This window comes from Azospirillum sp. SYSU D00513 (assembly GCF_017356015.1).
In the GTDB taxonomy this organism is placed as follows: domain Bacteria; phylum Pseudomonadota; class Alphaproteobacteria; order Azospirillales; family Azospirillaceae; genus Azospirillum.
Map to the genome: position 1 here is coordinate 70,397 of NZ_JAFIQV010000013.1, position 19,405 is coordinate 89,801.

At 69.1% G+C, this 19,405-nt stretch carries 21 protein-coding genes; 7 read left to right on the plus strand and 14 right to left on the minus strand.

Annotation, left to right across the window (positions count from 1 at the left end; genetic code table 11):
* Positions 1 to 124 precede the first annotated feature (124 nt).
* The gene (locus JUB11_RS12030; protein WP_207458785.1) at positions 125 to 646 is read right to left on the minus strand and encodes a GNAT family N-acetyltransferase; all 522 of its coding nucleotides are present in this window, start codon (positions 644 to 646) and stop codon (positions 125 to 127) included.
* 602 nt (positions 647 to 1,248) lie between these two features.
* Here JUB11_RS12030 and rpoH point away from each other — a divergent pair.
* Positions 1,249 to 2,151 (plus strand): RNA polymerase sigma factor RpoH, encoded by a 903-nt coding sequence (rpoH, locus tag JUB11_RS12035; protein WP_348771415.1) that lies wholly within the window; start codon positions 1,249 to 1,251, stop codon positions 2,149 to 2,151.
* A gap of 84 nt (positions 2,152 to 2,235) precedes the next feature.
* Here rpoH and JUB11_RS33365 read toward each other — a convergent pair whose 3' ends face one another.
* Complete coding sequence (locus JUB11_RS33365) at positions 2,236 to 3,297, minus strand: glycosyltransferase family 9 protein (RefSeq protein WP_207458787.1); 1,062 nt, start codon at positions 3,295 to 3,297, stop codon at positions 2,236 to 2,238.
* Between the two features lie 116 nt (positions 3,298 to 3,413).
* On the opposite strand from JUB11_RS33365, the gene JUB11_RS12045 reads away from it, so the two are divergent.
* On the plus strand, positions 3,414 to 3,968 hold the full coding sequence (locus tag JUB11_RS12045) for a GNAT family N-acetyltransferase (RefSeq protein WP_207458788.1): 555 nt from the start codon (positions 3,414 to 3,416) through the stop codon (positions 3,966 to 3,968).
* Positions 3,969 to 3,971: 3 nt separating this feature from the next.
* Here the strand turns inward: JUB11_RS12045 and JUB11_RS12050 are convergent, their stop codons facing one another.
* Complete coding sequence (locus JUB11_RS12050; RefSeq protein WP_207458789.1) at positions 3,972 to 4,442, minus strand: hypothetical protein; 471 nt, start codon at positions 4,440 to 4,442, stop codon at positions 3,972 to 3,974.
* A 183-nt stretch (positions 4,443 to 4,625) separates the two neighbouring features.
* On the opposite strand from JUB11_RS12050, the gene JUB11_RS12055 reads away from it, so the two are divergent.
* A complete protein-coding gene (locus JUB11_RS12055) occupies positions 4,626 to 5,792 on the plus strand; it encodes an alpha/beta hydrolase (protein WP_247887002.1) in 1,167 nt (388 codons plus the stop codon).
* Positions 5,793 to 5,796: 4 nt separating this feature from the next.
* Here JUB11_RS12055 and moaE read toward each other — a convergent pair whose 3' ends face one another.
* The 6 genes from moaE to JUB11_RS12085 all read right to left on the minus strand — a co-directional run bounded on the left by moaE (position 5,797) and on the right by JUB11_RS12085 (position 11,250).
* Positions 5,797 to 6,255, minus strand: a complete 459-nt coding sequence (gene moaE / locus JUB11_RS12060) for a molybdopterin synthase catalytic subunit MoaE (protein WP_207458790.1) — start codon at positions 6,253 to 6,255, stop codon at positions 5,797 to 5,799.
* Positions 6,252 to 6,977: a hypothetical protein gene (locus JUB11_RS12065; RefSeq protein WP_207458791.1), complete on the minus strand. Its 726-nt coding sequence runs from the start codon at positions 6,975 to 6,977 to the stop codon at positions 6,252 to 6,254. Before JUB11_RS12065 ends, moaE begins: the two co-directional genes overlap by 4 nt.
* Positions 6,978 to 6,981: 4 nt before the next feature.
* Positions 6,982 to 7,233, minus strand: a complete 252-nt coding sequence (gene moaD, locus JUB11_RS12070) for a molybdopterin converting factor subunit 1 (RefSeq protein WP_207458792.1) — start codon at positions 7,231 to 7,233, stop codon at positions 6,982 to 6,984.
* Positions 7,233 to 8,486 carry a gephyrin-like molybdotransferase Glp gene (gene glp, locus JUB11_RS12075; protein WP_207458793.1) on the minus strand — a complete coding sequence of 418 codons (1,254 nt, stop codon included), beginning with the start codon at positions 8,484 to 8,486 and terminating at the stop codon, positions 7,233 to 7,235. Before glp ends, moaD begins: the two co-directional genes overlap by 1 nt.
* Before the next feature lie 236 nt (positions 8,487 to 8,722).
* Positions 8,723 to 10,144, minus strand: a complete 1,422-nt coding sequence (locus tag JUB11_RS12080) for a hypothetical protein (protein ID WP_207458794.1) — start codon at positions 10,142 to 10,144, stop codon at positions 8,723 to 8,725.
* A complete protein-coding gene (locus tag JUB11_RS12085) occupies positions 10,141 to 11,250 on the minus strand; it encodes a hypothetical protein (RefSeq protein ID WP_207458795.1) in 1,110 nt (369 codons plus the stop codon). Before JUB11_RS12085 ends, JUB11_RS12080 begins: the two co-directional genes overlap by 4 nt.
* Before the next feature lie 220 nt (positions 11,251 to 11,470).
* Between JUB11_RS12085 and JUB11_RS12090 the strand changes: the two genes are divergently transcribed.
* A complete protein-coding gene (locus JUB11_RS12090) occupies positions 11,471 to 12,202 on the plus strand; it encodes a response regulator transcription factor (RefSeq protein WP_207458796.1) in 732 nt (243 codons plus the stop codon).
* 17 nt (positions 12,203 to 12,219) lie between these two features.
* Here JUB11_RS12090 and rhtA read toward each other — a convergent pair whose 3' ends face one another.
* Positions 12,220 to 13,110, minus strand: coding sequence for a threonine/homoserine exporter RhtA (gene rhtA, locus JUB11_RS12095; RefSeq protein WP_207458797.1), 891 nt, complete (start codon positions 13,108 to 13,110; stop codon positions 12,220 to 12,222).
* 136 nt (positions 13,111 to 13,246) lie between these two features.
* Between rhtA and JUB11_RS12100 the strand changes: the two genes are divergently transcribed.
* Positions 13,247 to 13,723 carry an Lrp/AsnC family transcriptional regulator gene (locus tag JUB11_RS12100; RefSeq protein WP_207458798.1) on the plus strand — a complete coding sequence of 159 codons (477 nt, stop codon included), beginning with the start codon at positions 13,247 to 13,249 and terminating at the stop codon, positions 13,721 to 13,723.
* 36 nt (positions 13,724 to 13,759) lie between these two features.
* Here JUB11_RS12100 and JUB11_RS12105 read toward each other — a convergent pair whose 3' ends face one another.
* The 4 genes from JUB11_RS12105 to JUB11_RS12120 all read right to left on the minus strand — a co-directional run bounded on the left by JUB11_RS12105 (position 13,760) and on the right by JUB11_RS12120 (position 17,642).
* Positions 13,760 to 14,782, minus strand: a complete 1,023-nt coding sequence (locus JUB11_RS12105; RefSeq protein ID WP_207458799.1) for a HAMP domain-containing sensor histidine kinase — start codon at positions 14,780 to 14,782, stop codon at positions 13,760 to 13,762.
* A gap of 4 nt (positions 14,783 to 14,786) precedes the next feature.
* Entirely contained in the window at positions 14,787 to 15,191 is a 405-nt protein-coding gene (locus tag JUB11_RS12110) for a DUF1987 domain-containing protein (RefSeq protein ID WP_207458800.1), read from the minus strand.
* 8 nt (positions 15,192 to 15,199) lie between these two features.
* The gene (locus JUB11_RS12115) at positions 15,200 to 15,751 is read right to left on the minus strand and encodes a SiaB family protein kinase (protein ID WP_207458801.1); all 552 of its coding nucleotides are present in this window, start codon (positions 15,749 to 15,751) and stop codon (positions 15,200 to 15,202) included.
* Positions 15,752 to 15,872: 121 nt separating this feature from the next.
* Positions 15,873 to 17,642, minus strand: coding sequence for a DUF3369 domain-containing protein (locus JUB11_RS12120; RefSeq protein ID WP_247887003.1), 1,770 nt, complete (start codon positions 17,640 to 17,642; stop codon positions 15,873 to 15,875).
* Between the two features lie 272 nt (positions 17,643 to 17,914).
* Here JUB11_RS12120 and JUB11_RS12125 point away from each other — a divergent pair, with 272 nt between their 5' ends.
* Both JUB11_RS12125 and sugE read left to right on the plus strand, forming a co-directional pair.
* The gene (locus JUB11_RS12125) at positions 17,915 to 18,940 is read left to right on the plus strand and encodes a hypothetical protein (protein ID WP_207458803.1); all 1,026 of its coding nucleotides are present in this window, start codon (positions 17,915 to 17,917) and stop codon (positions 18,938 to 18,940) included.
* A gap of 134 nt (positions 18,941 to 19,074) precedes the next feature.
* Positions 19,075 to 19,392: a quaternary ammonium compound efflux SMR transporter SugE gene (gene sugE / locus JUB11_RS12130; protein ID WP_207458804.1), complete on the plus strand. Its 318-nt coding sequence runs from the start codon at positions 19,075 to 19,077 to the stop codon at positions 19,390 to 19,392.
* The last annotated feature ends 13 nt before the right edge of the window (positions 19,393 to 19,405 follow it).

Genomic DNA, 19,405 nt, shown 5'->3' on the forward strand with positions numbered 1-19,405 from the left:
CGGGCCCGGCTGTCCGGCGGATGGCCGAACCCGCCGGGCCGCCCGGCTTTTTCTCCGGTCCATGAAGAAGGGCGCTCCGCGAGGAGCGCCCTTCTTCGTTCCGGCAACGCCGATCGGGACCCGTTCAGACGGGGGGGAGCGTGCCGTTGCCCTCGCCCAGCGCCCTCTGCATCAGGACGGTGTCGACCCACCGGCCGAACTTGAAGCCGGACGCGGTGAGCGTTCCGCAATGCTCGAATCCGAGATGCCGGTGCAGGCCGATCGACGCGGCGTTGCCGCTGTCGCCGATGACCGCGATCATCTGTCGGAACCCCAGGATCGTGCAACGGCCGACGAGCGCCGCGAGCAGCGCCCTTCCGACGCCCTTTCCGACCGCGTCCGGCGCGATGTAGATCGAATCCTCGACCGTGAAACGGTAGGCATTGCGCAGGCGGAAGGGACCGGCATAGGCGTAGCCGACGAGAACGCCTTCCAGCTCGGCAACGAGGTAAGGACAGTTGCGGGAAAGAAGATCGTCGCGCCGCCGCGCCATCTCGGCGATGTCGGGCGGCACCTCCTCGAAACTTCCCGCGCCATTCAGCACGTGGTGAGCATAGATGGATTGAATGCGGTCCAGATCGTCCGCACGGCTGTCACGAATCAGCATGGAAGGCCTCTAGTTTCGCTGCCGTGACGCTAGCATGACGGCCGCCGCCGGGCCATACCTCGGGCCGGGAATCTATGCGCTTCGACTTGGAACGGCCCTGGACGAAAGTCTGGATGACCAGGTCAATTCCCCTCCCTACTTGTGGTGCATGCCGGGCGCCGCATGCTCCTTTCGGTGCGCCACCTCGACATCCGGCCCTGCGCCTTAGGCTCTGCGGCGGATAGCGTCCTCTTCCCTCATCCCGTCTGGGCAACACCGTAGCGACAGCGCTGTCGAAATGCAGGACCATGGACTAAGCACCTGGCCGAAGGTCAGACTGGCCATTCCGCACAGGTGATACAAGGTTCCGCTCTGCCGAAACGGCGATCCGGACGGCAGAACTGCGCGGATATACGCCGAAAAACACGCGCCTTTGCCCTTCAACGCGCTTGCTGGACAATGGATTACCCGACAAACTGAATTTGTCAGTTACGGTCCATTGCTGAGAATTTCAAAGAAAAGCCTCAGAAATAAGATGCAAAGCCGCCGCGATGCCGCTTTGCAGACGTTGGACGGGCGTGGTCTCGGAAGACCATGGAGTGTTGGATAGAGGAGGCCTTGGAGTGCTTAAAAGACTTCTGACCGGCGAGAATGCCACCCTGAGCCGTTACGTCGAAGAGTCGAAGCGTTATCCAATCCTGGCCCCGGAAAACGAACGTGCACTTGCCGTAGCCTTTCGCGACCGCGGCGACGCCCAGGCACTCGAGCAGCTGGTCGGCAGCCATCTGCGGCTCGTCATCAAGATCGCCCGAGGCTTCGGCGGCTATGGCCTGCCGCTGGTCGATCTCGTGGCGGAAGGCAACGTCGGCCTGATGCAGGCCGCCCAGAAATTCGATCCCGAGCGCGGCTTCCGTTTCGCGACCTACGCGACCTGGTGGATCCGCGCCGCCATTCAGGAATACATCCTCCACAGCTGGTCGCTGGTGAAGATGGGCACCACGGCCGCGCAGAAGAAGCTGTTCTTCAACCTGCGCCGCCTGAAGAGCCAGATGGAACAGTTGGAGCAGGGGGATCTTTCGCCCGCCACGGTGACCGCCATCGCGACCGAGCTGGACGTGCCGGAACTGGAGGTCGTCGAGATGAACCGGCGTCTGTCCTCCAACGACAGCTCGCTCGACGCCACCCTGTCCAGCGACGGCGAGACCAACTGGCTGGAGCTGCTGGCCGATGATCGGCCGACGCAGGAGTCGACCATTGCCGACGCCGACGAGCTGGCGCTCCGCCGCAAACTGGTGGGTCAGGCGCTCGGCCGGCTGGACGCCCGCGAACGCCGGATCCTCTATGAGCGCCGCCTGCGCGACGACCCCTCGACGCTCGAGGCGCTGAGCCAGCAGTTCTCGGTCTCCCGGGAGCGCGTCCGCCAGATCGAGGTGCGCGCCTTCGAGAAGCTCCAGAAGGCGGTGCTCAGCGCGGCTTCGGCCCTGCGCCGCCCGCAGGTTCACCATCAGGCTCACATGGTCGCCTGACGCTCGTCCGGCACTACGCTCCCACACTCCGAATCGGCGGCACCTTTCACGGGTGCCGCCGATTTGCGTTTGCCGCTTCCCGCGTCAGCGCGCGAACGCCGCGAGCGTCTCCGCCACCCGATCGGCGACGGCTACCCAGGCGCCCTCCTCCGGCTGGCGGAACAGCCGCATGGTCGGGTACCAGGGGCTGTCCTCCCGCTCCACCATCCAGCGCCAGTCGGCCTCACAGCGCAGCAGCGTCCAGACCGGCGCGCCCATCGCTCCAGCCAGATGGGCGACGGAGGTGTCCACAGAGATGACGAGATCCAGCGACGCGATCATCGCAGCCGTGTCGAACAGGCTCTCGGTGCGTTCGCCCCGGTCGCGGAAGGGCAGCCGGCCGGCGTCGGCCAGTGCTGGCCCCCGCTGAAGGCAGATCCAGTCGATGCCCGGCACCTCCGTCAGGCGCTCGACGGCCTCCGGCGGCAGGGTCCGGTGCCCGCCGTCCCAGGCGCCCGCCGCCCAGGCCAGCCCCACGGCCAGCCTTTCCCGCCGTTCGAACCGCGCAGCTTGCACCGCGATCCTGGCCGGTTCGGGCCTGATGTAGGGCACGTCGGCGGGGATCGTCTCCAGGCTCGTGCGGAAGGCGTGAGCCAGCTCCATCAGCTCCGCCTGGACGTCGAAGGGCGGCAGTTCGACGTCATCGCCGAGCGGGAAGACCGCATCCACTCCAGGCAGGGCGGCGAACAGTTCGTGCCGGGACTCCGGCGCCTGGACCACGAGGCCGCTCGCCCGGCGGGCCAGAAGCGGCAGGTAGCGGCAGAACTGGATATCGTCGCCGAGCCCCGAATAGCAGCGGACCAGCACTCTCCTCCCGTCGAAGGGATTGCCGTCCCAAACGGCGCGCTGATGGTGGGGCTTGCCGGGATCGTTGAAGCCGTCCGGCGCCGTCCGGCTCAGCACGAGGTCGCTGACCTCCCAGGCGGTCGGGAAGTCGCCGAGCAGCATCGCGGCCATCCACCGTTCGCCGCCGACCTCCAGCGGGTCGGCCCCCAGCGCCACCGCCCGGTCGAACAGGGCCAGCGCCTCGCGGGGCTGGCGGGCGCGCAGGAGGGCGGCGCCACGCTCCCGCAGGGCGTCCGCATCGGGAGGCAGGATGGTGTCCACACGGAGTCTCCAGCGGCTTTCGTCGGTGGGACAACGCCCTGCGGCGGTGCTAGGTTCATGGGGAACATCGGCGAATGAGCCGCCGTTGAGAAGGGTACTTTCTTCGGAGGAGCGCGATGGCGAACCGGTGGGAGGCGGACCTCGCGGAGCAGGGTGACCTGTCCATGCCGCTGACCATACGCCTCGCGCGGGCCGAGGATCTGCCGGTCCTGGAGTGGTACGGCCTGCACACCCCGCACCGGGAGATCATTGCCACCGGCTTCGCCATGCAGGAACGCGGCAACGGCGTCTTCATCGTCGCCGAGGTGAACGGCTTCCCCGGCGGCCAGGTCTGCATCGACTTCGCCCGCAAGCAGCGTTACGGACGCGCGACGCTGTGGGCGTTGCGCGTCTTCCCGCCGTTGCGCGGCGCCGGGCTCGGCGTGCGGCTGATGGCGGCGGCCGAGCGGTGTGCGCTCAGCCGTGGGATCATGGAAGCCGAACTGGGCGTGGACCGCGACAACGCGGGCGTCCTCGGCTTCTACGACCGCCTCGGCTACGCCGTCCATGGCACGGAGAAGGGCCGCTACTCCTACCGCACGCCCGGAGGCGAGCTGGTCCACTTGCCCATCGACCAGTGGATCCTGCGCAAGAGGCTGAGGCCCGCCGCGAACCTCAGCGCGGCACTCTAACGGTCATTCGGCGGCCAGGGCCACGATCCGCAGCGGCCGCCGGCGGATCATGCGGATGCCGGAGCCACCGAGAAGCCCGGCGAGCTGACGCGCGTTCGCCGACGCCATGCGGCACACCAGCGGGGGCAGCCAGAGCGCCAGCGTGTCGGCCGCCTCCGCCTCGTCGCCGTCCTGATAGGCCGCCAGCAGGTCGAGCAGGGCTGCCTCGTCCCGCAGGATGCGGGTGTCGCCAGGCGAGCCGATCTCCGGCCTGCGGACCCCCACGACGGCGAAGCCGCCGAGCACCGCGAAGAGCGGCAGCAAGGCCGTCCGCGGGATCCCGGCACCGTCGAGTCGCGCCCGCATCGCCGCCATCGCCCCGGTCGTCCCCGTCCGGAACCATTGCCGGACGGCGCACAGCAGCGCCCTTTCCGGGCCGGTCAGGTCGTCCATCGTCCAAAGGGACAGCCGTCCCTCTCCGCCGGTCATCATCATGCCTTCCTCCCTCAGGGTTTGGCGTGACGGACCTTAAACACGCAACGCCAAATTTGCGAATCATTATTATTCGCTTTGCGTCCGCATGGCTCCGGAGGAGTGACAAAAAGCGGATGAGACAGGCCCGGAAACGGACCATTAACTCCGATCGGTGATTCCTGGCTCCTCTGGCAGGGAGCGTGGATGATGTTGCGGACCATCGGAAAGGCACTTCGGGGGCTTATCGTCGCAGTTGGGGTCGTCGCGGGCACGGGCTTCGTTCTGGAGGCGGCGCCGGCCGCGGCCCAGATCCGCCTCGTTCCAGCCTATGGGGAACAGAGCATCCAAGGGCCTGGCAAGGCCATGGGTGCTGTGGTGTGGAGCCACGGACGCTCGGTCGAGAGCGAGGATTCCGAGGCGCCGACGCCCCTCTACATGACGGCCTTCCAGAAGGCCGGCTGGGACGTCTACCGGCTGGACCGCATGCGCGTCAGCGACACGCTGCCGAACAGCTCGCGCGCGTTGGCCCGGCACGCCGACGGCCTCAAGGACCGGGGTTACGCGCGGGTGGTGCTGACCGGTCAGTCCTTCGGCGCCTTCATCTCCCTGATGGCCGCCGGCCAGACCAGCCGGGTGGACGCGGTGGTCGGCACGGCGCCGGCCGCTTTCGGGAACTTCTTCGACGCCCATGACAGCTACCGCGACAACGCGCGCCGGCTCTGGCCGATCCTTCAGGAGGTCCGCAGCGCCCGCGTGATGCTGTTCTTCTTCCATGGCGACGACTTCGATCCGGGTGGGCGGGCGGAGCCGGCGCGCGGCATCCTGACTGGCCGCGGCCTTCCGCATCTGGTCATCGACCAGCCGGCCAACCTGCCCGGCCACGCCGCCTCGACGACGGGCCTGTTCGTCCGCCGCTTCGGCGACTGCATCGTCCGCTTCGCCCTGTCCGGCCCCGGCCCGAACGACCCGCCCTGCGACGAGAGCTGGGGCCGCACGCCGAGTTCGGACCTGCTGCAGGCCGGCCTGCAGTCGGCCAGCGCCTCGGGCTCCGAGCCGCCCTCCCCCGCCACCCCCTATCTGGGCACCTGGTACGGCGCCTACCTGAACGGCCGCGAGGTCGCCCTGTCCGTGGAGAAGGTCGCGGGCGGCGAGGTCCAGGCACAGTATCTGCTGGGGCCGGGGGTCGAGCCCGACCAGAAGCCCGAGCGGGTGCGCCGCAAGGGCCGCGTCGAGGATGGCGAGCTGGTCTTCGACGAGAACGGCCGCAACATCCTGCGCTACAGCCTGCGCGGCGACGGCCGGCTGACCGGCACGTGGAAGGAGCGCGACGGCAAGGGGCGGCTGGAAACGGTGATGCGGCGGGTGAACTGACGCGTCAGGCGTCCCGCGCCCAGCGGGACGCCGCCTCGTCGTCGGATTCCTTGGCCTCGACCCAGCGCTCCCCGGCCGGCGTTGCCTCCAGCTTCCAGAAGGGCGCCTTGGTCTTCAGCCAGTCGATCAGGAAATGGCAGCCGTCGAAGGCGGCCTGCCGGTGGGCCGAGGCGGTGGCGACCAGGACGATCTGGTCGCCCGGTTCCAGCCGGCCATGGCGGTGAATGATCAGCACGTCGTCGAGTGGCCAGCGTCCCCGGGCCTCCGCCTCGATCGCCTCCAGCTGCTTCTCGGTCATGCCGGGATAATGCTCCAGCGTCATGGCGCTCACCGCTTCGCCGCCGGCCATGTCGCGGACCAGCCCGACGAACAGCGTGACGCCGCCGATGGAGGTCCTGCCGGCGGTCATGGCCGCCAGCTCCGCCCCGACGTCGAAATCCTCCCGCTGCACCTTGACCGTCATGGCGCGTCCTTCCCGTTGCGAATGCCGAGCCGCAGGCTGTTCAGGGTGAAGCCCCAGTTGGAGGTGACCCAGATCTCCTCCTCTGGCCGCAGGTCGCGGTCGCGGATGGCAAGGCAGATGCGGCCGGCGACATAGCCGTAGAGCAGCAGCCCCACCTCCTCCAGCCAGTCCTCCAGCGCCCGGCAGAGCGCCACCAGCTCCGGCGCCAGCGCGCCGCGCCTCAGCGCCTCGTCGTTGCGCGCCCGGAAGAAGCCGGTGTCGGCGCCGTAATCCCGCAGCAGGATCTTCGCCTCGTCCCGCAGCCGGGCGGCGTTGCGCGCCGGATCGGGGTCGAGCCGGATGCGACCGGCGATCGCGTCCAGCCCCGGCACGAACATCATCCGCACGATCTGCGTGCGTTCCGACACCACCCCGTCCGCCCCGGCATAGACTCCATCGACCTCGTAGAGCGTGTAGCCCTGGATGCCGGTCTCCAGCCGCTCCGCGATCTCGTCCATGCGGTCGACCAGTTCCGGCCAGTGGGGCCTCAGCAAGGCGACGATGTGGGCGCGCTCATGCGCGTCGGCCAGATAGGCGCGCACGTTGGCGGCGTCGAAGGCCTGGGTCAGCGTGTCGTAGAGGATGCCCTGGAAATCAGCGCGCTTGGGCAGGTACAGCTCGGCCTGAAGCCCATGCTCCGGCGGCTGGAACAGGTACTGGCGCGCGCCCGCCGGACCGGCCATGCCCTCAGCCGCCCGTCACCGGCGGGAACAGGGCGACCTCATCGGTCGCGGCGACCGGATGGTCGTAGGGGACATGCTCCTGGTTGACGGCGACCTTCACGACCTTGCTGTTGGCGAGCGCCTCGGCGTGGCGCGGGCTGCGCGTCTTCAGCCAGTCCACCAGTCCGCCGACATCGGTCACGCCGGATGGCAGCTCCACCGTCTCCGACGGAATGCCGATCTTCGTCCGCAGCCACGCGAAATAGAGAATTTTCATCACCGGACCTCGCTGAACGGCAGGAACTGGACGGTCATGCCGGGCTCGACCCGGGTCAGTTCCTCGGGCAGCTCGACCAGCCCGTCCGATTCCACCATGGACGACAGGATGCCGGCACCTTCGCGCGGGTGCTTCACCGCGGTCAAGCCGCCATCAGCGCCGCGCGACAGGCGGACGCGCACATACTCGCGCCGTCCGGCCTTCTTCTTGTAGGCGAACTCGGCCCGCACCGGGAACAGGGGCGGCTCATCGGCGGCGGCCCCCATAAGGCGCAGCAGGATCGGACGCGCCACGCGCTGGAAGGTGACCAACACCGCGACCGGGTTTCCGGGCAGCCCGATGAGGGCGGCCGTGCCGACCCGGCCCAGCGCCACCGGACGCCCCGGCTTGATGGCGAGGCGCCAGAAATGCAGCGCCCCTTCCGCCTCCACCGCCCCCTTCACATGGTCCTCCTCCCCGGTGGAGACACCGCCGGAGGTGACCAGCACGTCATGGTCGCGGGACGCGGAGGCGAGCGCCGCGCGCACGTCCTCGACGCGGTCCGGCAGGATGCCGAGGTCGGTGACCGCGCAGCCGAGCTGCCGCAGGGCCGATATGAGCACGTAGCGGTTGGCGTCGTAGATGCAGCCCGGCTCCAGTGGAGCGCCCGGCTCGCGCACCTCGTCGCCGGTGGAGAAGACGGCGGCGCGCAGCGGCCGGCGCAGCTCCAGCGCGGTCCGCCCAATGGAGGCGAGAAGCCCGATGTCCTCCGGACGGAGCCGGCGCCCACTGGTGAGGATCACCTGCCCTTCGCGGATATCCTCGCCCGCCTTGCGCCGGTTGGCGCCGCGCTTGATGCCGGCGGGGATGAGGACGTCGCCGCCGTCGGTCCGGCAGTCCTCCTGCATCAGGACGGTGTCGAAGCCCTCGGGCATGGGCGCGCCGGTGAATATGCGCACCGCCTCGCCCCGCCGCCCAGGCCGGCCGAGGGCGCGGCCCGCCGGAACGCGCGCGGTGACCGGCAGCCGCGTGTCGCCGGCCGGGTCGAGATCGTCGAAGAAGACGGCGTAGCCATCCACGGCCGAGTTGTCGTGCGGCGGCACGTCGAAGGGCGCCACGACCTCTTCCGCCAGGATGCGGCCGAGCGCGTCGCCGAGGCCCGCCCGTTCCGTCCCCGTGACCGGCCCGATCCGTTCGGCGAGCAGGGAAAGGGCGCGGTCCACCGCCATCAGTTCGCCGCCGAAGGCGAAGCAATCGTCGCTAAGCTGTGCCATGCCCGCAGTTTATGCCTTCACCGCTCCAGGAGCGAAACGAAAAGGGCGGCGCGTTTTCCGTTGTGCAACATTGTGCTGCGCGACGCCGCTGCACAACGGCCGAAATGGCCCAGTCCTCCTGCAACGGCAAGCACTGACACCGGTTCCCGCACCCGGTCCCGTTGTGCACTCGCCCATGCTCCATCCCAGGGTTCCACGAGCGGGCTCAAGATAGGGTCATCATCCCACGGGAAACCTCAAGGTTCGTCCCCGGAAATCTGGGCGAGCATGGCCATGGTGGCCCGGCGCAGTTCCTCCGCCTGGATCGGGCCGGCGACCAGCTCCACGAGGCGCAGGGCGTAGAAGAGGCTGAGTTCGGCCGTCTCCGGGTCGGGTGCGCGACGGACCAGCCTCGGGTAGGCGGCCACCAGAGCGTTGGCGCGCTTGGTGAGACCGGCGCCAAGCCCGGCGATGGCCTTCTCCAGCGTGTGGCGCATCTCCAGGGAGTCGGCCAGCGCCTCGCAGCGGCGGAGCGCGCGGGCGTGGTCCTCCGCCGCGGTCTGCGCCTCGTCGTCCCTGGTGAGCCCTGTGCCGTCGCCGTCGATGAGGGCGATGGCGTCGAGCACCCCGCGCGGCGCCGTCCGGATCACCGTCTCGTCCAGCATGGTCCGCACCGCCCCGCGCACGGCGGCGAGCCGCTCGCGGTAGGCGGTCTCGTTCCTGTGGTCCATCACGGCGCTGGTCGTGTCCAGCCCTTGGATCAGCCGCAACGCGATGTCCACCGCCTCGTCCGGCGAGGTGGCCCCCGCCGCCGGCCCGTCCATCCGGGCGGTGCGCTCCTCCAGATTGGCGACGACGAGGCCGCTGAGCTGCGCGAAGAGCGCCGGCTGCTCCCGGTTGGCGCGCCCAAGATCGAGGTCGTTGAGCACGTCCAGAAGCCCGGCCGGCGCGGCCAGCCGGGAGGCGGCAATGAGCAGCAGGTAATAGACCGTCTTCGGGGACAGCCGCGCGGCGGCCTGCGCCGCCTGCTCGATGGCCGCAACGTGCCCCTCGCCGAGCGCCGGGACGGGCCGGGGCGACAGCTCGGCCTTCAGCGACTCGACGATGCTGCCGATCTCCAGGATATGGGCGACGCTCCGCGCCTGGGCGGCCAGCGCCTCGTCGCCGCCGAAGCCCGTCCAGAGCAGCCGCCGGTCGCCGTCCCCATCGAGCGCCCCGTGAAGTGCCGCGGCCGCCAGCGGCCACAGCCGCCCTCCGACGTTGAGCAGGCCGTTGCGGTTCGCGGCGTCCAGACCCTGCACCGCGCGTTCGAGCGCCGCGAGCTGGGCGGCGTCCGCCCGCTCCCGCACGATCCGCCAGACCGGCTCGATGACCCGCCGCTCGATGCGGCCGAGCGGCACGTCCACGCCGTCCAGCGTCTCCAGCACATCCTCGAAGGGCATGCACAGGATCCGCTTCAGCGTCGGCCGTCGCGCCGGTCTCACCCGCGAGAGCCGGGGCCGGATCGTGGCGAAGGTCTGCCGGACGTCGGGATGATCCCGGACATGCTCCAGCAGGCGGACCACCTCGACGAACTTCGCCTCGGGAATGTCGAGCAGGCGCTCGCGAAGCACCGGCAGCACGTCAGGCGATGCCGCAGGAGTGGGCGTGGCGCCGGCCGGAGGGTCCGGCCGGGTCATGCGGCCTTCGCCTTCAGCATCTCGATGCGCCGGATCGCGTCCACGTCCATGCGGCCCGTCCGCCAGTCCTCGAAGGCGCGGACGGAGCGGCGGTGGACGGCAGCGACCCGCTCCGCCTCGCCGCTGAGGTCGCGGTCCGATTCGAGGCGGGGAACCAGCGGAATGATGCGGAACAGCTCGTTCACCACCATGGACTGGGCGTGGCGGTCATCCCGCTCCATGGCCATCTCCCAGGCCTTGGCTATGTGGTCCCAGCCGTCGAGCAGCCAGGCGATCCGCGCGGCGAGACGGCGGATCTCCGCCATTTCCGCGTCCCAGTCGCGCAGGATCTGGCCGATGGCCGCGACACGGCGGTGAAGGTTCCCCAGCACGGCATCCCCAATGGCGACGGTGTGCTGCGCCACCTCCGCGCAGAAGGCGGCGACCGGCGCCGCTTCGCTCATGGCCTCGTTCGACCAATCCTCGATGGAGGACTTGAAGCCCTTCAGCTCCATCAGGCCACGCAGCAGCCGGCCGGGCTTGGGCGATTGGGCCAGCCCGACCGGTGCCACCGTGTCGGCGATCTGCGCCAGACGGGCGTAGAGGAGATTGGGTTCCATGCGCAGCGCGGCGGCGGCGCGCGCCATGAGCTGCCGGGTCAGGCGCTGGCCCTCGTCGGTGTCGAGCCCCGCCTTCAGCACGTCCGCCGATTCCAGCCCCACCGCTTTCAGGACCGACATGAGCAGCAGATAGTTGGTGAGGGTCCGCTGCTCCTCCTCTTCCTCCAGCGCCTGTCGGGCGGCCTTCACCGCCTCCGGCCCGGCCAGCCCGCGCCGCGCCGCGCGCAGGGTGGCGCTGCGGATCTCCTGCGGGGAGCATTCCTCCTGCTTCACGATCAACTCGTGCAGGTAGCGGTCGTGCATGGTCATGCCGACCATCTCCGGCACGGCCTTCCAGGCGACGACATAGATCCCCAGCCCTTCCGAAAGGCTCGGGATCAACACTTCCAGCCGCGAACGCTCCCCCCGGCGAACCCGGGTCTGCGACAGCAGCGGGGTCGTGAACGCCACGGCGGCGCCCCGCTCCTCGAAGGTCGATGGCGCGTACTCGACGGAACCTTTGAGCATTTTAGCCAAATTTGTTATACAGTTCGCTCATGATGCGGAGGCTGCCCGCAAAGGTGGCGCTCCAAATTGCGGAATTTTGCATCGAAACGTGACAGGCCGAACGGGGTCTCTGGACGTTCCGGCATAACCCCGGCAAGATTAGCTCCTTTGGTTGAGCCACATCCTAGGGTATGTTCCGGCCAGGGGTTGAGGCAGCGTCAGCGCACGGGGTTGGGCAGGCATGGTGGCACCGGTGATCGTCGTGGTCGAAGACGAGACCTCGTTACGGCGCGACATGGTGGAATATCTGCGAAGCTGCGGATTCGACGCCCTTGGCGCGCGCAATGGCCAGGAGCTCGACGAGCATGCCGCGGTCAAGCCGGTCTCGCTGGTGATCCTGGACGTCAACCTGCCCGGCGAGGACGGCTTCAAGATCGCGTCCCGCCTGCGCGAGAACCGTGACCTCGGCGTCATCATGGTGACCGCGCGCGGCTCGACCGTGGACCGGGTCGTCGGGCTGGAGATCGGCGCCGACGCCTATCTGGTGAAACCCGTCGAGATGCGCGAGCTGGAAGCCCAGGTCAAGGCGCTGCTGCGCCGCCTGGAATCCTCGGAAGCCAAGCCGGCGCAGGCGGCCCCGTCCGCTCCCGCCGAGGAGGCCGGCGAAGAGGGGCGCTGGGCGCTGGACGCGACGGAATGGTCGCTGACCAGCCCCGCAGGCGTGCGCATCAGCCTGACCAGCATGGAAATGAAGCTGGCCTCCCTGCTCGCCGCGCAGGCCCGCCAGCCGGCCACCCGCGACCAGATCTCCATGGCCCTCTACAGCCGCCGCTGGAACCCCGAGGACCGCTCCATCGACACGGTCGTCGGCCGCCTCCGCCACAAGATCGAGGCCGCCATCGGCGGCACCGCGCCGCTGAAGTCGGTTCACGGAGTCGGCTACGTCTTCTCGGCGCAGGTCCGGGTGCTCTGAAACCCTGAGGGACGCCGTCAGCCCCGCAGGTTCGGACTCGCGGACAGGGTCGTGCCGACCGAGGCGAGTACGATCATCCCGATGGCCAGCCACTGAACGGGCGAGAGCAACTCGCCCAGCAGCGCCAGCCCGACCATCGCGCCGATGGCCGGCTCGGCGCTGGTGAGCGTGCCGAAGGTCTGGGTGGGCAGCCGGCGCAGGGCGACCATCTCCAGCGCATAGGGCAGAGCGCCCGACAGCAGGGCGACGACGGCGCCCGCGAGCAGAACCGCCGGTTCGAGCAGCGCTGATCCGGCATGGGCGATCCCGACCGGGGTCACCAGAAGCCCGCCGATGATCATTCCCAGTGCGGCGGCCTGCGCGCCGTGCTCCGCCCCGGCGCGCTGCCCGGCCAGGATGTACAAGGCCCAGAAGACCCCGGCGCCCAGCGCGAAACAGACGCCGCGCCAATCGAGCGCACCGACCGAGGAGCCGAGCGGAAGAAGCAGGAGCAGCCCGGCGGCGGCCAATGCGACCCAGAGCAGGTCGATCCGGCGCCGCGAGGCGAACACGGCGACCGCGAGCGGCCCGGAGAATTCCAGGGCGATGGTGACGCCCAGCGGCACCGTTTCCAGCGCCATGTAGAACAGCAGATTCATGGCACCCAGCGAGCCGCCATAGAGCAGCAGGGGCAGCGCGTTGCGCCTGGACAGCCGCGCGCGCCAGGGCCGGAAGACCAGGGCCAGCATGAGCGCCGCGAGCGACAGGCGCAGGGCGGTGGTGCCCTCCGCGCCGACGACCGGAAACAGGGTCTTCGCGACCGAGACGCCCGAGGTGATCGACAGCATCGCCAGCAGCAACGCGCCGACGGGGACGAGCATCGGGAAGGCCGCCGCCATACGGCTGGCCAGGAACGCGTTCGGTTTCATGGAAGGGACTCTCGAATCCGTTGCCGTTCGCGCCGGGACCGGCGAACCGCTCGCGCCGGAGATTAGCGGTGGGCACCGTCGAAGGGTGTCGATTTGGGCGGGAAAACGATAAAATTTATCGCCCTGGAGAACGACGATGCAGAAGACCGACCTCGACGCCCTGGACCTGAAGATACTGGAGCAGCTCCAGGGGGACGCGCGCATGCCCTTTCCGGAGCTTGCCGAGCGGGTCGGGCTGTCAGCTCCCGCCTGTTACCGGCGCGTGCGGCGGCTGCGCGAGACGGGCGCGATCGAGCGGGAGGTGGCGGTCGTACGGCCGCGCACCATGGGCTGGCCGTTGATGATGATCGTGCTGGTCACCTTGGAGCGCGAACGCGCCCACACGCTCGACCAGCTGATGCGCAAACTCGCCGCCGTCCCCGAGGTCGTCGAGGCCTGGTACGTGACCGGCGATCACGACGTCGCGCTGCGCATGGTCGCCCGCGACATGGAAAGCTACGACGAGCTGACCCGGCGCGTCCTTCTGGGGGAGGAGAGCGTGCGTTCCTTCAAGACGCTGGTCGTGATGCGCCATGCAAAGCCGATGAGCCCGATGGTTCCCGCCCAGGGTTGATGCCCGGCTGATGAGGCACGGCGGAGCCGGCAGCCCTCAGGCGTCGGGCGCGCGGCGTGGGAAGGTCACGGTGAAGGTGGTGCCGCTGCCCGCCAGGCTCTCGACGGTGATGGTCCCCTTCAGTGGGCCGGCCACCAGGTTGTGCACGATGTGCAGGCCGAGACCGCTTCCCCCCTGCCCGCGCCGGGTGGTGAAGAAGGGTTCGAAGATCTGCGTCAGGTGGTCCGGCGGGATTCCCCGCCCGTCGTCGCGGTAGACGAGCTGCACCGTGTCGGGATCGGGTCTGGAGGCGGCGATGGACATGGTTCCCGCCTGCCCCTCCGCGAAGGCGTGGGTCAGGGAATTGATCACGAGGTTGGTCAGGATCTGCGAGACGGCTCCGGGATAGCCGTCCACCTCCAGATCGGCCGGGCAGGTCACCTCGACCGTGTGGTGGCCAGGGCGCAGCTTCGGCTGGAGGCTGGTCAGGGTTTCCTGGATCGTGGAGCGCAGCGGAAAGCGCCGGCGCTCGGCACTGGCGCGATCCACGGCGATCTGCTTGAAGCTGTTGATCAGCTCGGCCGCGCGCCCGGCGTTGGAGAGGATCAGCGCCGTGGTGTCCGCCGCCGTGGCCAGATAGCGGTTGAAGTCCGCCCGACCGAGCGCGCCTGCCTCGACCTTCCCCTTCAGCTCGGCGGTGGCATCGGAGAGATGAGAGGCGCAGGAGACGGCGATGCCGACCGGCGTGTTGATCTCGTGGGCGACGCCGGCGACGAGCGCGCCGAGCGAGGCGAGCTTCTCGGCCTGGACGATCATCTCCTGCGCCTCGCGCAGCCTTTCCAGCGCCGTCTCAGCCTCCTGACGGCGGCGCTCCAGCTCCTGGTTGGCCGCGCCGACCTGTGCCTGGAGACGGTCGCTGACGCGGACGAGGCGGCGCTGCTCGCGGTAGCTGCGCTTGAAGCTGTCGACGAGCGCCTCGAACTCGGCGCTGCATTCCGGCGCCGCCGAGGCCAGCTTCTCCGCGAGCAGGCGGGCCTGACGGATCGCCTGCTCCTCGGCGTCGAACAGCGTGAAATCCATGCGCTCAGCCTGGCGAGGTCTTGTGCGCGGGGCGTGCCTTCATCGTGAAGGCGACGGCTTTAAGGTCCTCGGAGAAATCCTCGCCCAGCTCCATCATGGAGTCATCGTCCGGCTCGTAGTACCAGTCGATGGCGACGTCGCGCCCGCCCTCCGCGACCGTCTCCAGCATCTGGAAGATGTTCATCAGGGCCTTGGCACTGGAGCTGTTGAAATAGACCAGTTCCATGTCGAAGCGGATCGGCGTCTTGTCCGGCTCGGCCAGATAGGCGCGCAGCGCCGAGAAGATCGGGCCGAAGAAGGTGGCCACATCGTCCGGGTAGGACTCGCCGCGCATGCGCAGGACGCCCGAAGCGAAATCGAAATGGACGTCCGGCGTCCGGCCGGTCGCGGCAATGTTCAGGGAATCCATGATCGCGCTCAGATTCTAACCTTCAGGCAGAAAAAGGTCTTCCCGTCCTCGGAGGGCGCGAAGTCGTACTCGATGGGCTCGCTCGCCCGGCGCGCGATCTCGATCAGGCCGATCGTGGCGCCCCGGCTCCCCTCCTCCGGGGCTTCGCGCAGCTGCTCGCGGTAGTATGTCTTGATGGCGTCCTTGTCGAGCCCCTTGAGAAAATCCAGCCGCTCCCTCAGACGCGGCACGTCGCAGTTGAGCACGATGTTGCCGCAGACGATGAAGACCTTCCCCTGCTCCATGCCGATGGTCACCATGCCGGCGCTCAGCTCGACGGCGCGCTGCTCGCCACCGGTCAGCTTCTCGGCCGAATAGCGGATGATGTTCTGCATCTGCTCGACGAAGACGGAAAAGACGCGCCGGATGGTCGGCCCGTCCGTCTCCTCCAGCGTCATCTTCTCGCGCAGGGCCTCGCCGAGGGAATAGAGGATGCCTTCGGACAGATACCCGCTGAACGAGAAGACGATACCCTTGGCGTCGAGGTCCCGTTTGATGATCGAGTATTGATGGGCGAGCATTGCTGGAATCCGTGCAGATCCGTTGAGGCGTATCGAGGAAGGGGTGGAGACTATCTCATCATCCGCATGCGGCGGCCACCGTCCCGTGCGGCCGGGTACCGAGCTGAACTCTGGCTCCGTCTCATGCCGTGGCGCCGCGCACCGGCAGGACGACGCGGAAGGTGGAGCCGGCGCCCGGCTCGCTGTCCACGTCGATGGCCCCTCCGTGGAGTTGGACGACCTGCTGGACCGTGTGCAGGCCGATGCCCGTGCCGGGCACGCCGACGGAGCCCGCCCCCCGGAAGAAGCGGTCGAACAGCCGCGGGATCTCGTTCTCGGCGATGCCGCAGCCGTTGTCAACGACCTCGACGACCGCCATCGGCCCATCCTTGCCTCCGCGGATCGTCACCGAAGGGGAGGCGCCCGCGTATTTGACAGCGTTGTTGACGAGGTTTGAGAAGACCAGCCCGAGCAGGTTGGCGTCGCCGGAGAGATGGGACGGCAGACCGTCCAGTTCCAGCTCGAACCGGTTGCCGGGATGGGTCACCTGGAAGGGGCGGACGACGTCGCGCAGCAGCGCCGGCAGATCCACCTGGCGGCGTTCCAGCACCAGCGTGCCGGATTGCAGCCGCTCGTCCGTCAGGTGCGCCTCGATCAGGCCGGTCAGCCGCTGCACGCTGGTGCGGATGACGGAGAGCCGTTCCAGCATATCCGGGTCGATCCGCTCCGCCCGGAAGCCCAGCATCTGGGCGGCGCTGTCGATGATGGCCAGAGGCGTGCGGAATTCGTGCGAGACCATGGCGAGGAACTGGCGCTGGTTGTCGCCCGCCGCCAGTTCGCGCTCGAGCGCGCGCTCCACCCGCTCCTTCGCCGCGACGAGGGCCACCTGGTTGGCCGCCAGCTCCGCCGTCCGGTCGCCGACGCGCTGCTCCAGGGACTGGTTCAGCGCGATCAGGTCCTCGTAAAGGCAGACATTGTCGAAGCCGATGGCGATGCGGTTGCAGAACAGCTCCAGCAGCCGGTGGTCGTCCGCGCTGTAGGGTTCCGGCCGTTCCAGCAGGAAGACCGTCACCCCATGCTCACGCGTTCGGAAGACCAGCACGCAGCGGTCGCCCGAATAGGCGCTTTCCTGGCTTTCGAAAGCCAGTGCGACGTCCGCCGCCAGGGATGCCGGCAAGGCCTCGGTGGCGGGCAGCCCGGCGAGGGGCGAATGGCGGCCGGTGGCGGCGACGATGCTGATGCGCCTCACCCCGTCGCCCGACACCACCTCGCGGCAGGCGACGGTCGAGCCGGCGCAAGGCTGCGCCAGCCCGTGATCGACGACCCGGCCGAGCTGGTTCACCAGCCCCTCGACCAGCCCGCGCATGGACCGCTTCTCGAAGAGGGCCGAGGAGACGGACAGGATGCGCTCCAGCGCCTGCCGGTGCCGCTCAATGGTGACGATGTCGCGCCATGCCCGCAGTGCGCTGACCAGGGCGGTGAAGAGGCGCTGCGCGGTCAGCTCGCTCTTGCTCTTGTAATCGTTGATGTCGTAGGCGACGACCACGTCCCGCTCCGGCGCCTGGCCCGGCTGGCCGGTGCGCAAGATGATGCGCATGCGGGTGTTGCCCATCACGTCGCGGATGTGGCGGACAAGCCGCAGGCCCGCGTCGTCCGTTTCCATGACGACGTCGAGCAGGGCGACGGGGATCTCTGGGCGGCCGGCAAGGACGGATTGCGCCTCCGCCGCGGACAGCGCGCTCACGATCTCGAAGCGGCGCCCGTCGAACTCGAAGTCGCGCAGCAGCACGGCGGTCATCGCGTGCACCTGCGGGTCGTCGTCCACCACCAGGATGGTCCAGGGCTCCGCCTGCCCTTCGGCGGCCGACTGTTCCTCCTCGGCGTCCGGCCGGAACAGCAGATCGTCGTCCATCCTCATTGCGTTCTCCAACGGTCCCTTCTCGACGGCCTCTCGCGCGCAGACCAATGCAACCAAGGAATACCGCCTCGCGCGGCTTTGGGAAGCCGATTCTTGGAGACACCCCGCAGATGACACAATTTATTGCGAACTGTCGGAAACCTCGCGCGGCGCGGCGCATGTTGCCACCATTCCTTGCGATTGTTGCGTGTCCAGCGCGGCTCCGGTCGCATAGATTGGACTCTCAGGCAAGAGGCTCGAATCGACGGGCGCGGGAGGGCGGCGGAATGCAGCGGAGCGACATGATGACGGGACAGTACGAACCGGTCCGCCGGCTTCTGCTCCGCCTCGACCGCCAGTTGCAGATGCGGCTGTTCGACCGGATCGCCGCAGGCGACCCCGATCCGGACGCGGAGCCCGCGGGCTCCGCCGTGGCTCCGGTGACGGGCATGCTCCTCGACCTGCTGGCCGGCCGCCGTCAGGAGCATGCGCGGCGGCTCTGGACGGACTGGTTCGAGCCGGTGATCCAGCGCGACCTCCGGCCTCTCGCCGCTTCCCGCCGCCTGCCCGGCTGCGTCCACGTGCTCGACGTCTCGGCCTGCTGGTTGGCGCTCTCCCGTGCCATGATGGCGACCGTGGCCGACATCCAGTACCGCGCAGCGGCCATGGCCCGGCACATGCCGCTGGACCGGGTGCTCGTCTCGGAGGAAGCGCTGGCTTGGGCGGAAACGCTGCGCCGCGCGAGCCTGGCCGAACTCCAGGCGATGCGGCGTTCGCCCGCGCGTCTGGCGGCTTTTCTCAGCGTGGTGAACGCGGAGCGCGCCGGCCTGACCGCGCGGCTCGTTCCGGTGGCGCGCGCCTTCGAGGCCGCGGACCTCCAGGACATCGCCGCCGTCCTGGAACATGCGCCGGCGCTCCGCGCCTTCCGGCGCAACGCCGGCACGCTGGCGCCCGACGTCTTGCAGGCCGAACTCGCGCGCGCCCTGGAATCCGGAACGGTCGCACTGGAAGCGGTGGCGCTCTACGCCGCCGCCGGCCTGCACGCGCGCGGAGAGCCTTCGCTCGCGGCGCGCCTGTCGGCGCTTCTGCCGCTGCCGCTCGTCGAGGAAGCGGCATCGGTCTGCCGCCGGGAAAGTTCGGCGGAGCCGGGCGGGATGGAGGCGGACGGAGCCCCGGTGGGCAGCGCCGTCGCTCGCTGCGGCTCCACCCCCGCCGGCGACGCCCCGCTTTCGCCCGAAGAAGCCGCCCTCGTAGGGCGTTCGCTTGCCAGGATCGCGGAAGCCCTGTCCGGCACCACCCCGTTCCGGCGATAATCCGTACGGACGCGGACGCTTGACCCGGACGCCGCGCCTCTCACATAAGAAAGCCAGCCCACCCGCGAGGACGACCTCGCCCAGCCACGGGGGATCGGCGGGGACGACCCTGCCTTTTGCCGGGATGTGGCACCATGGCCTGGGTCTATCTTTTCATCGCCGGACTTCTCGAAATCGTCTGGGCGATCGGCTTGAAGCACACCGACGGATTCTCGAAGCTCGCTCCGACGGCTGTGACGGTCACCGCCATGCTGGCGAGCGTCCTGCTGCTCGGCCTTTCCCTCAAGACCCTGCCGATCGGCACCGCCTACGCGGTGTGGAGCGGAATCGGGATCGTCGGCACGGCCCTGACGGGCATCCTGCTGTATGGGGAAGCGGCCGACGCGCTGCGGATCGGCTGCATGGCGATGATCATCGCCGGGATTGCCGGGCTGAAGCTCCTGACGCATTGAGGCTTCCGGCCGC

Bases quoted from the DNA above. Each gene is read 5' to 3' on its own strand.
- JUB11_RS12030 (WP_207458785.1), bottom strand. From the start codon at position 646: ATGCTGATTCGTGACAGCCGTGCGGACGATCTGGACCGCATTCAATCC.
- JUB11_RS12045 (WP_207458788.1), top strand. From the start codon at position 3,414: ATGGCGAACCGGTGGGAGGCGGACCTCGCGGAGCAGGGTGACCTGTCC.
- JUB11_RS12050 (WP_207458789.1), bottom strand. From the start codon at position 4,442: ATGATGATGACCGGCGGAGAGGGACGGCTGTCCCTTTGGACGATGGAC.
- JUB11_RS12055 (WP_247887002.1), top strand. From the start codon at position 4,626: ATGATGTTGCGGACCATCGGAAAGGCACTTCGGGGGCTTATCGTCGCA.
- moaE (WP_207458790.1), bottom strand. From the start codon at position 6,255: ATGACGGTCAAGGTGCAGCGGGAGGATTTCGACGTCGGGGCGGAGCTG.
- JUB11_RS12065 (WP_207458791.1), bottom strand. From the start codon at position 6,977: ATGGCCGGTCCGGCGGGCGCGCGCCAGTACCTGTTCCAGCCGCCGGAG.
- moaD (WP_207458792.1), bottom strand. From the start codon at position 7,233: ATGAAAATTCTCTATTTCGCGTGGCTGCGGACGAAGATCGGCATTCCG.
- glp (WP_207458793.1), bottom strand. From the start codon at position 8,486: ATGGCACAGCTTAGCGACGATTGCTTCGCCTTCGGCGGCGAACTGATG.
- JUB11_RS12080 (WP_207458794.1), bottom strand. From the start codon at position 10,144: ATGACCCGGCCGGACCCTCCGGCCGGCGCCACGCCCACTCCTGCGGCA.
- JUB11_RS12085 (WP_207458795.1), bottom strand. From the start codon at position 11,250: ATGCTCAAAGGTTCCGTCGAGTACGCGCCATCGACCTTCGAGGAGCGG.
- JUB11_RS12090 (WP_207458796.1), top strand. From the start codon at position 11,471: ATGGTGGCACCGGTGATCGTCGTGGTCGAAGACGAGACCTCGTTACGG.
- rhtA (WP_207458797.1), bottom strand. From the start codon at position 13,110: ATGAAACCGAACGCGTTCCTGGCCAGCCGTATGGCGGCGGCCTTCCCG.
- JUB11_RS12100 (WP_207458798.1), top strand. From the start codon at position 13,247: ATGCAGAAGACCGACCTCGACGCCCTGGACCTGAAGATACTGGAGCAG.
- JUB11_RS12105 (WP_207458799.1), bottom strand. From the start codon at position 14,782: ATGGATTTCACGCTGTTCGACGCCGAGGAGCAGGCGATCCGTCAGGCC.
- JUB11_RS12110 (WP_207458800.1), bottom strand. From the start codon at position 15,191: ATGGATTCCCTGAACATTGCCGCGACCGGCCGGACGCCGGACGTCCAT.
- JUB11_RS12115 (WP_207458801.1), bottom strand. From the start codon at position 15,751: ATGCTCGCCCATCAATACTCGATCATCAAACGGGACCTCGACGCCAAG.
- JUB11_RS12120 (WP_247887003.1), bottom strand. From the start codon at position 17,642: ATGGACGACGATCTGCTGTTCCGGCCGGACGCCGAGGAGGAACAGTCG.
- JUB11_RS12125 (WP_207458803.1), top strand. From the start codon at position 17,915: ATGCAGCGGAGCGACATGATGACGGGACAGTACGAACCGGTCCGCCGG.
- sugE (WP_207458804.1), top strand. From the start codon at position 19,075: ATGGCCTGGGTCTATCTTTTCATCGCCGGACTTCTCGAAATCGTCTGG.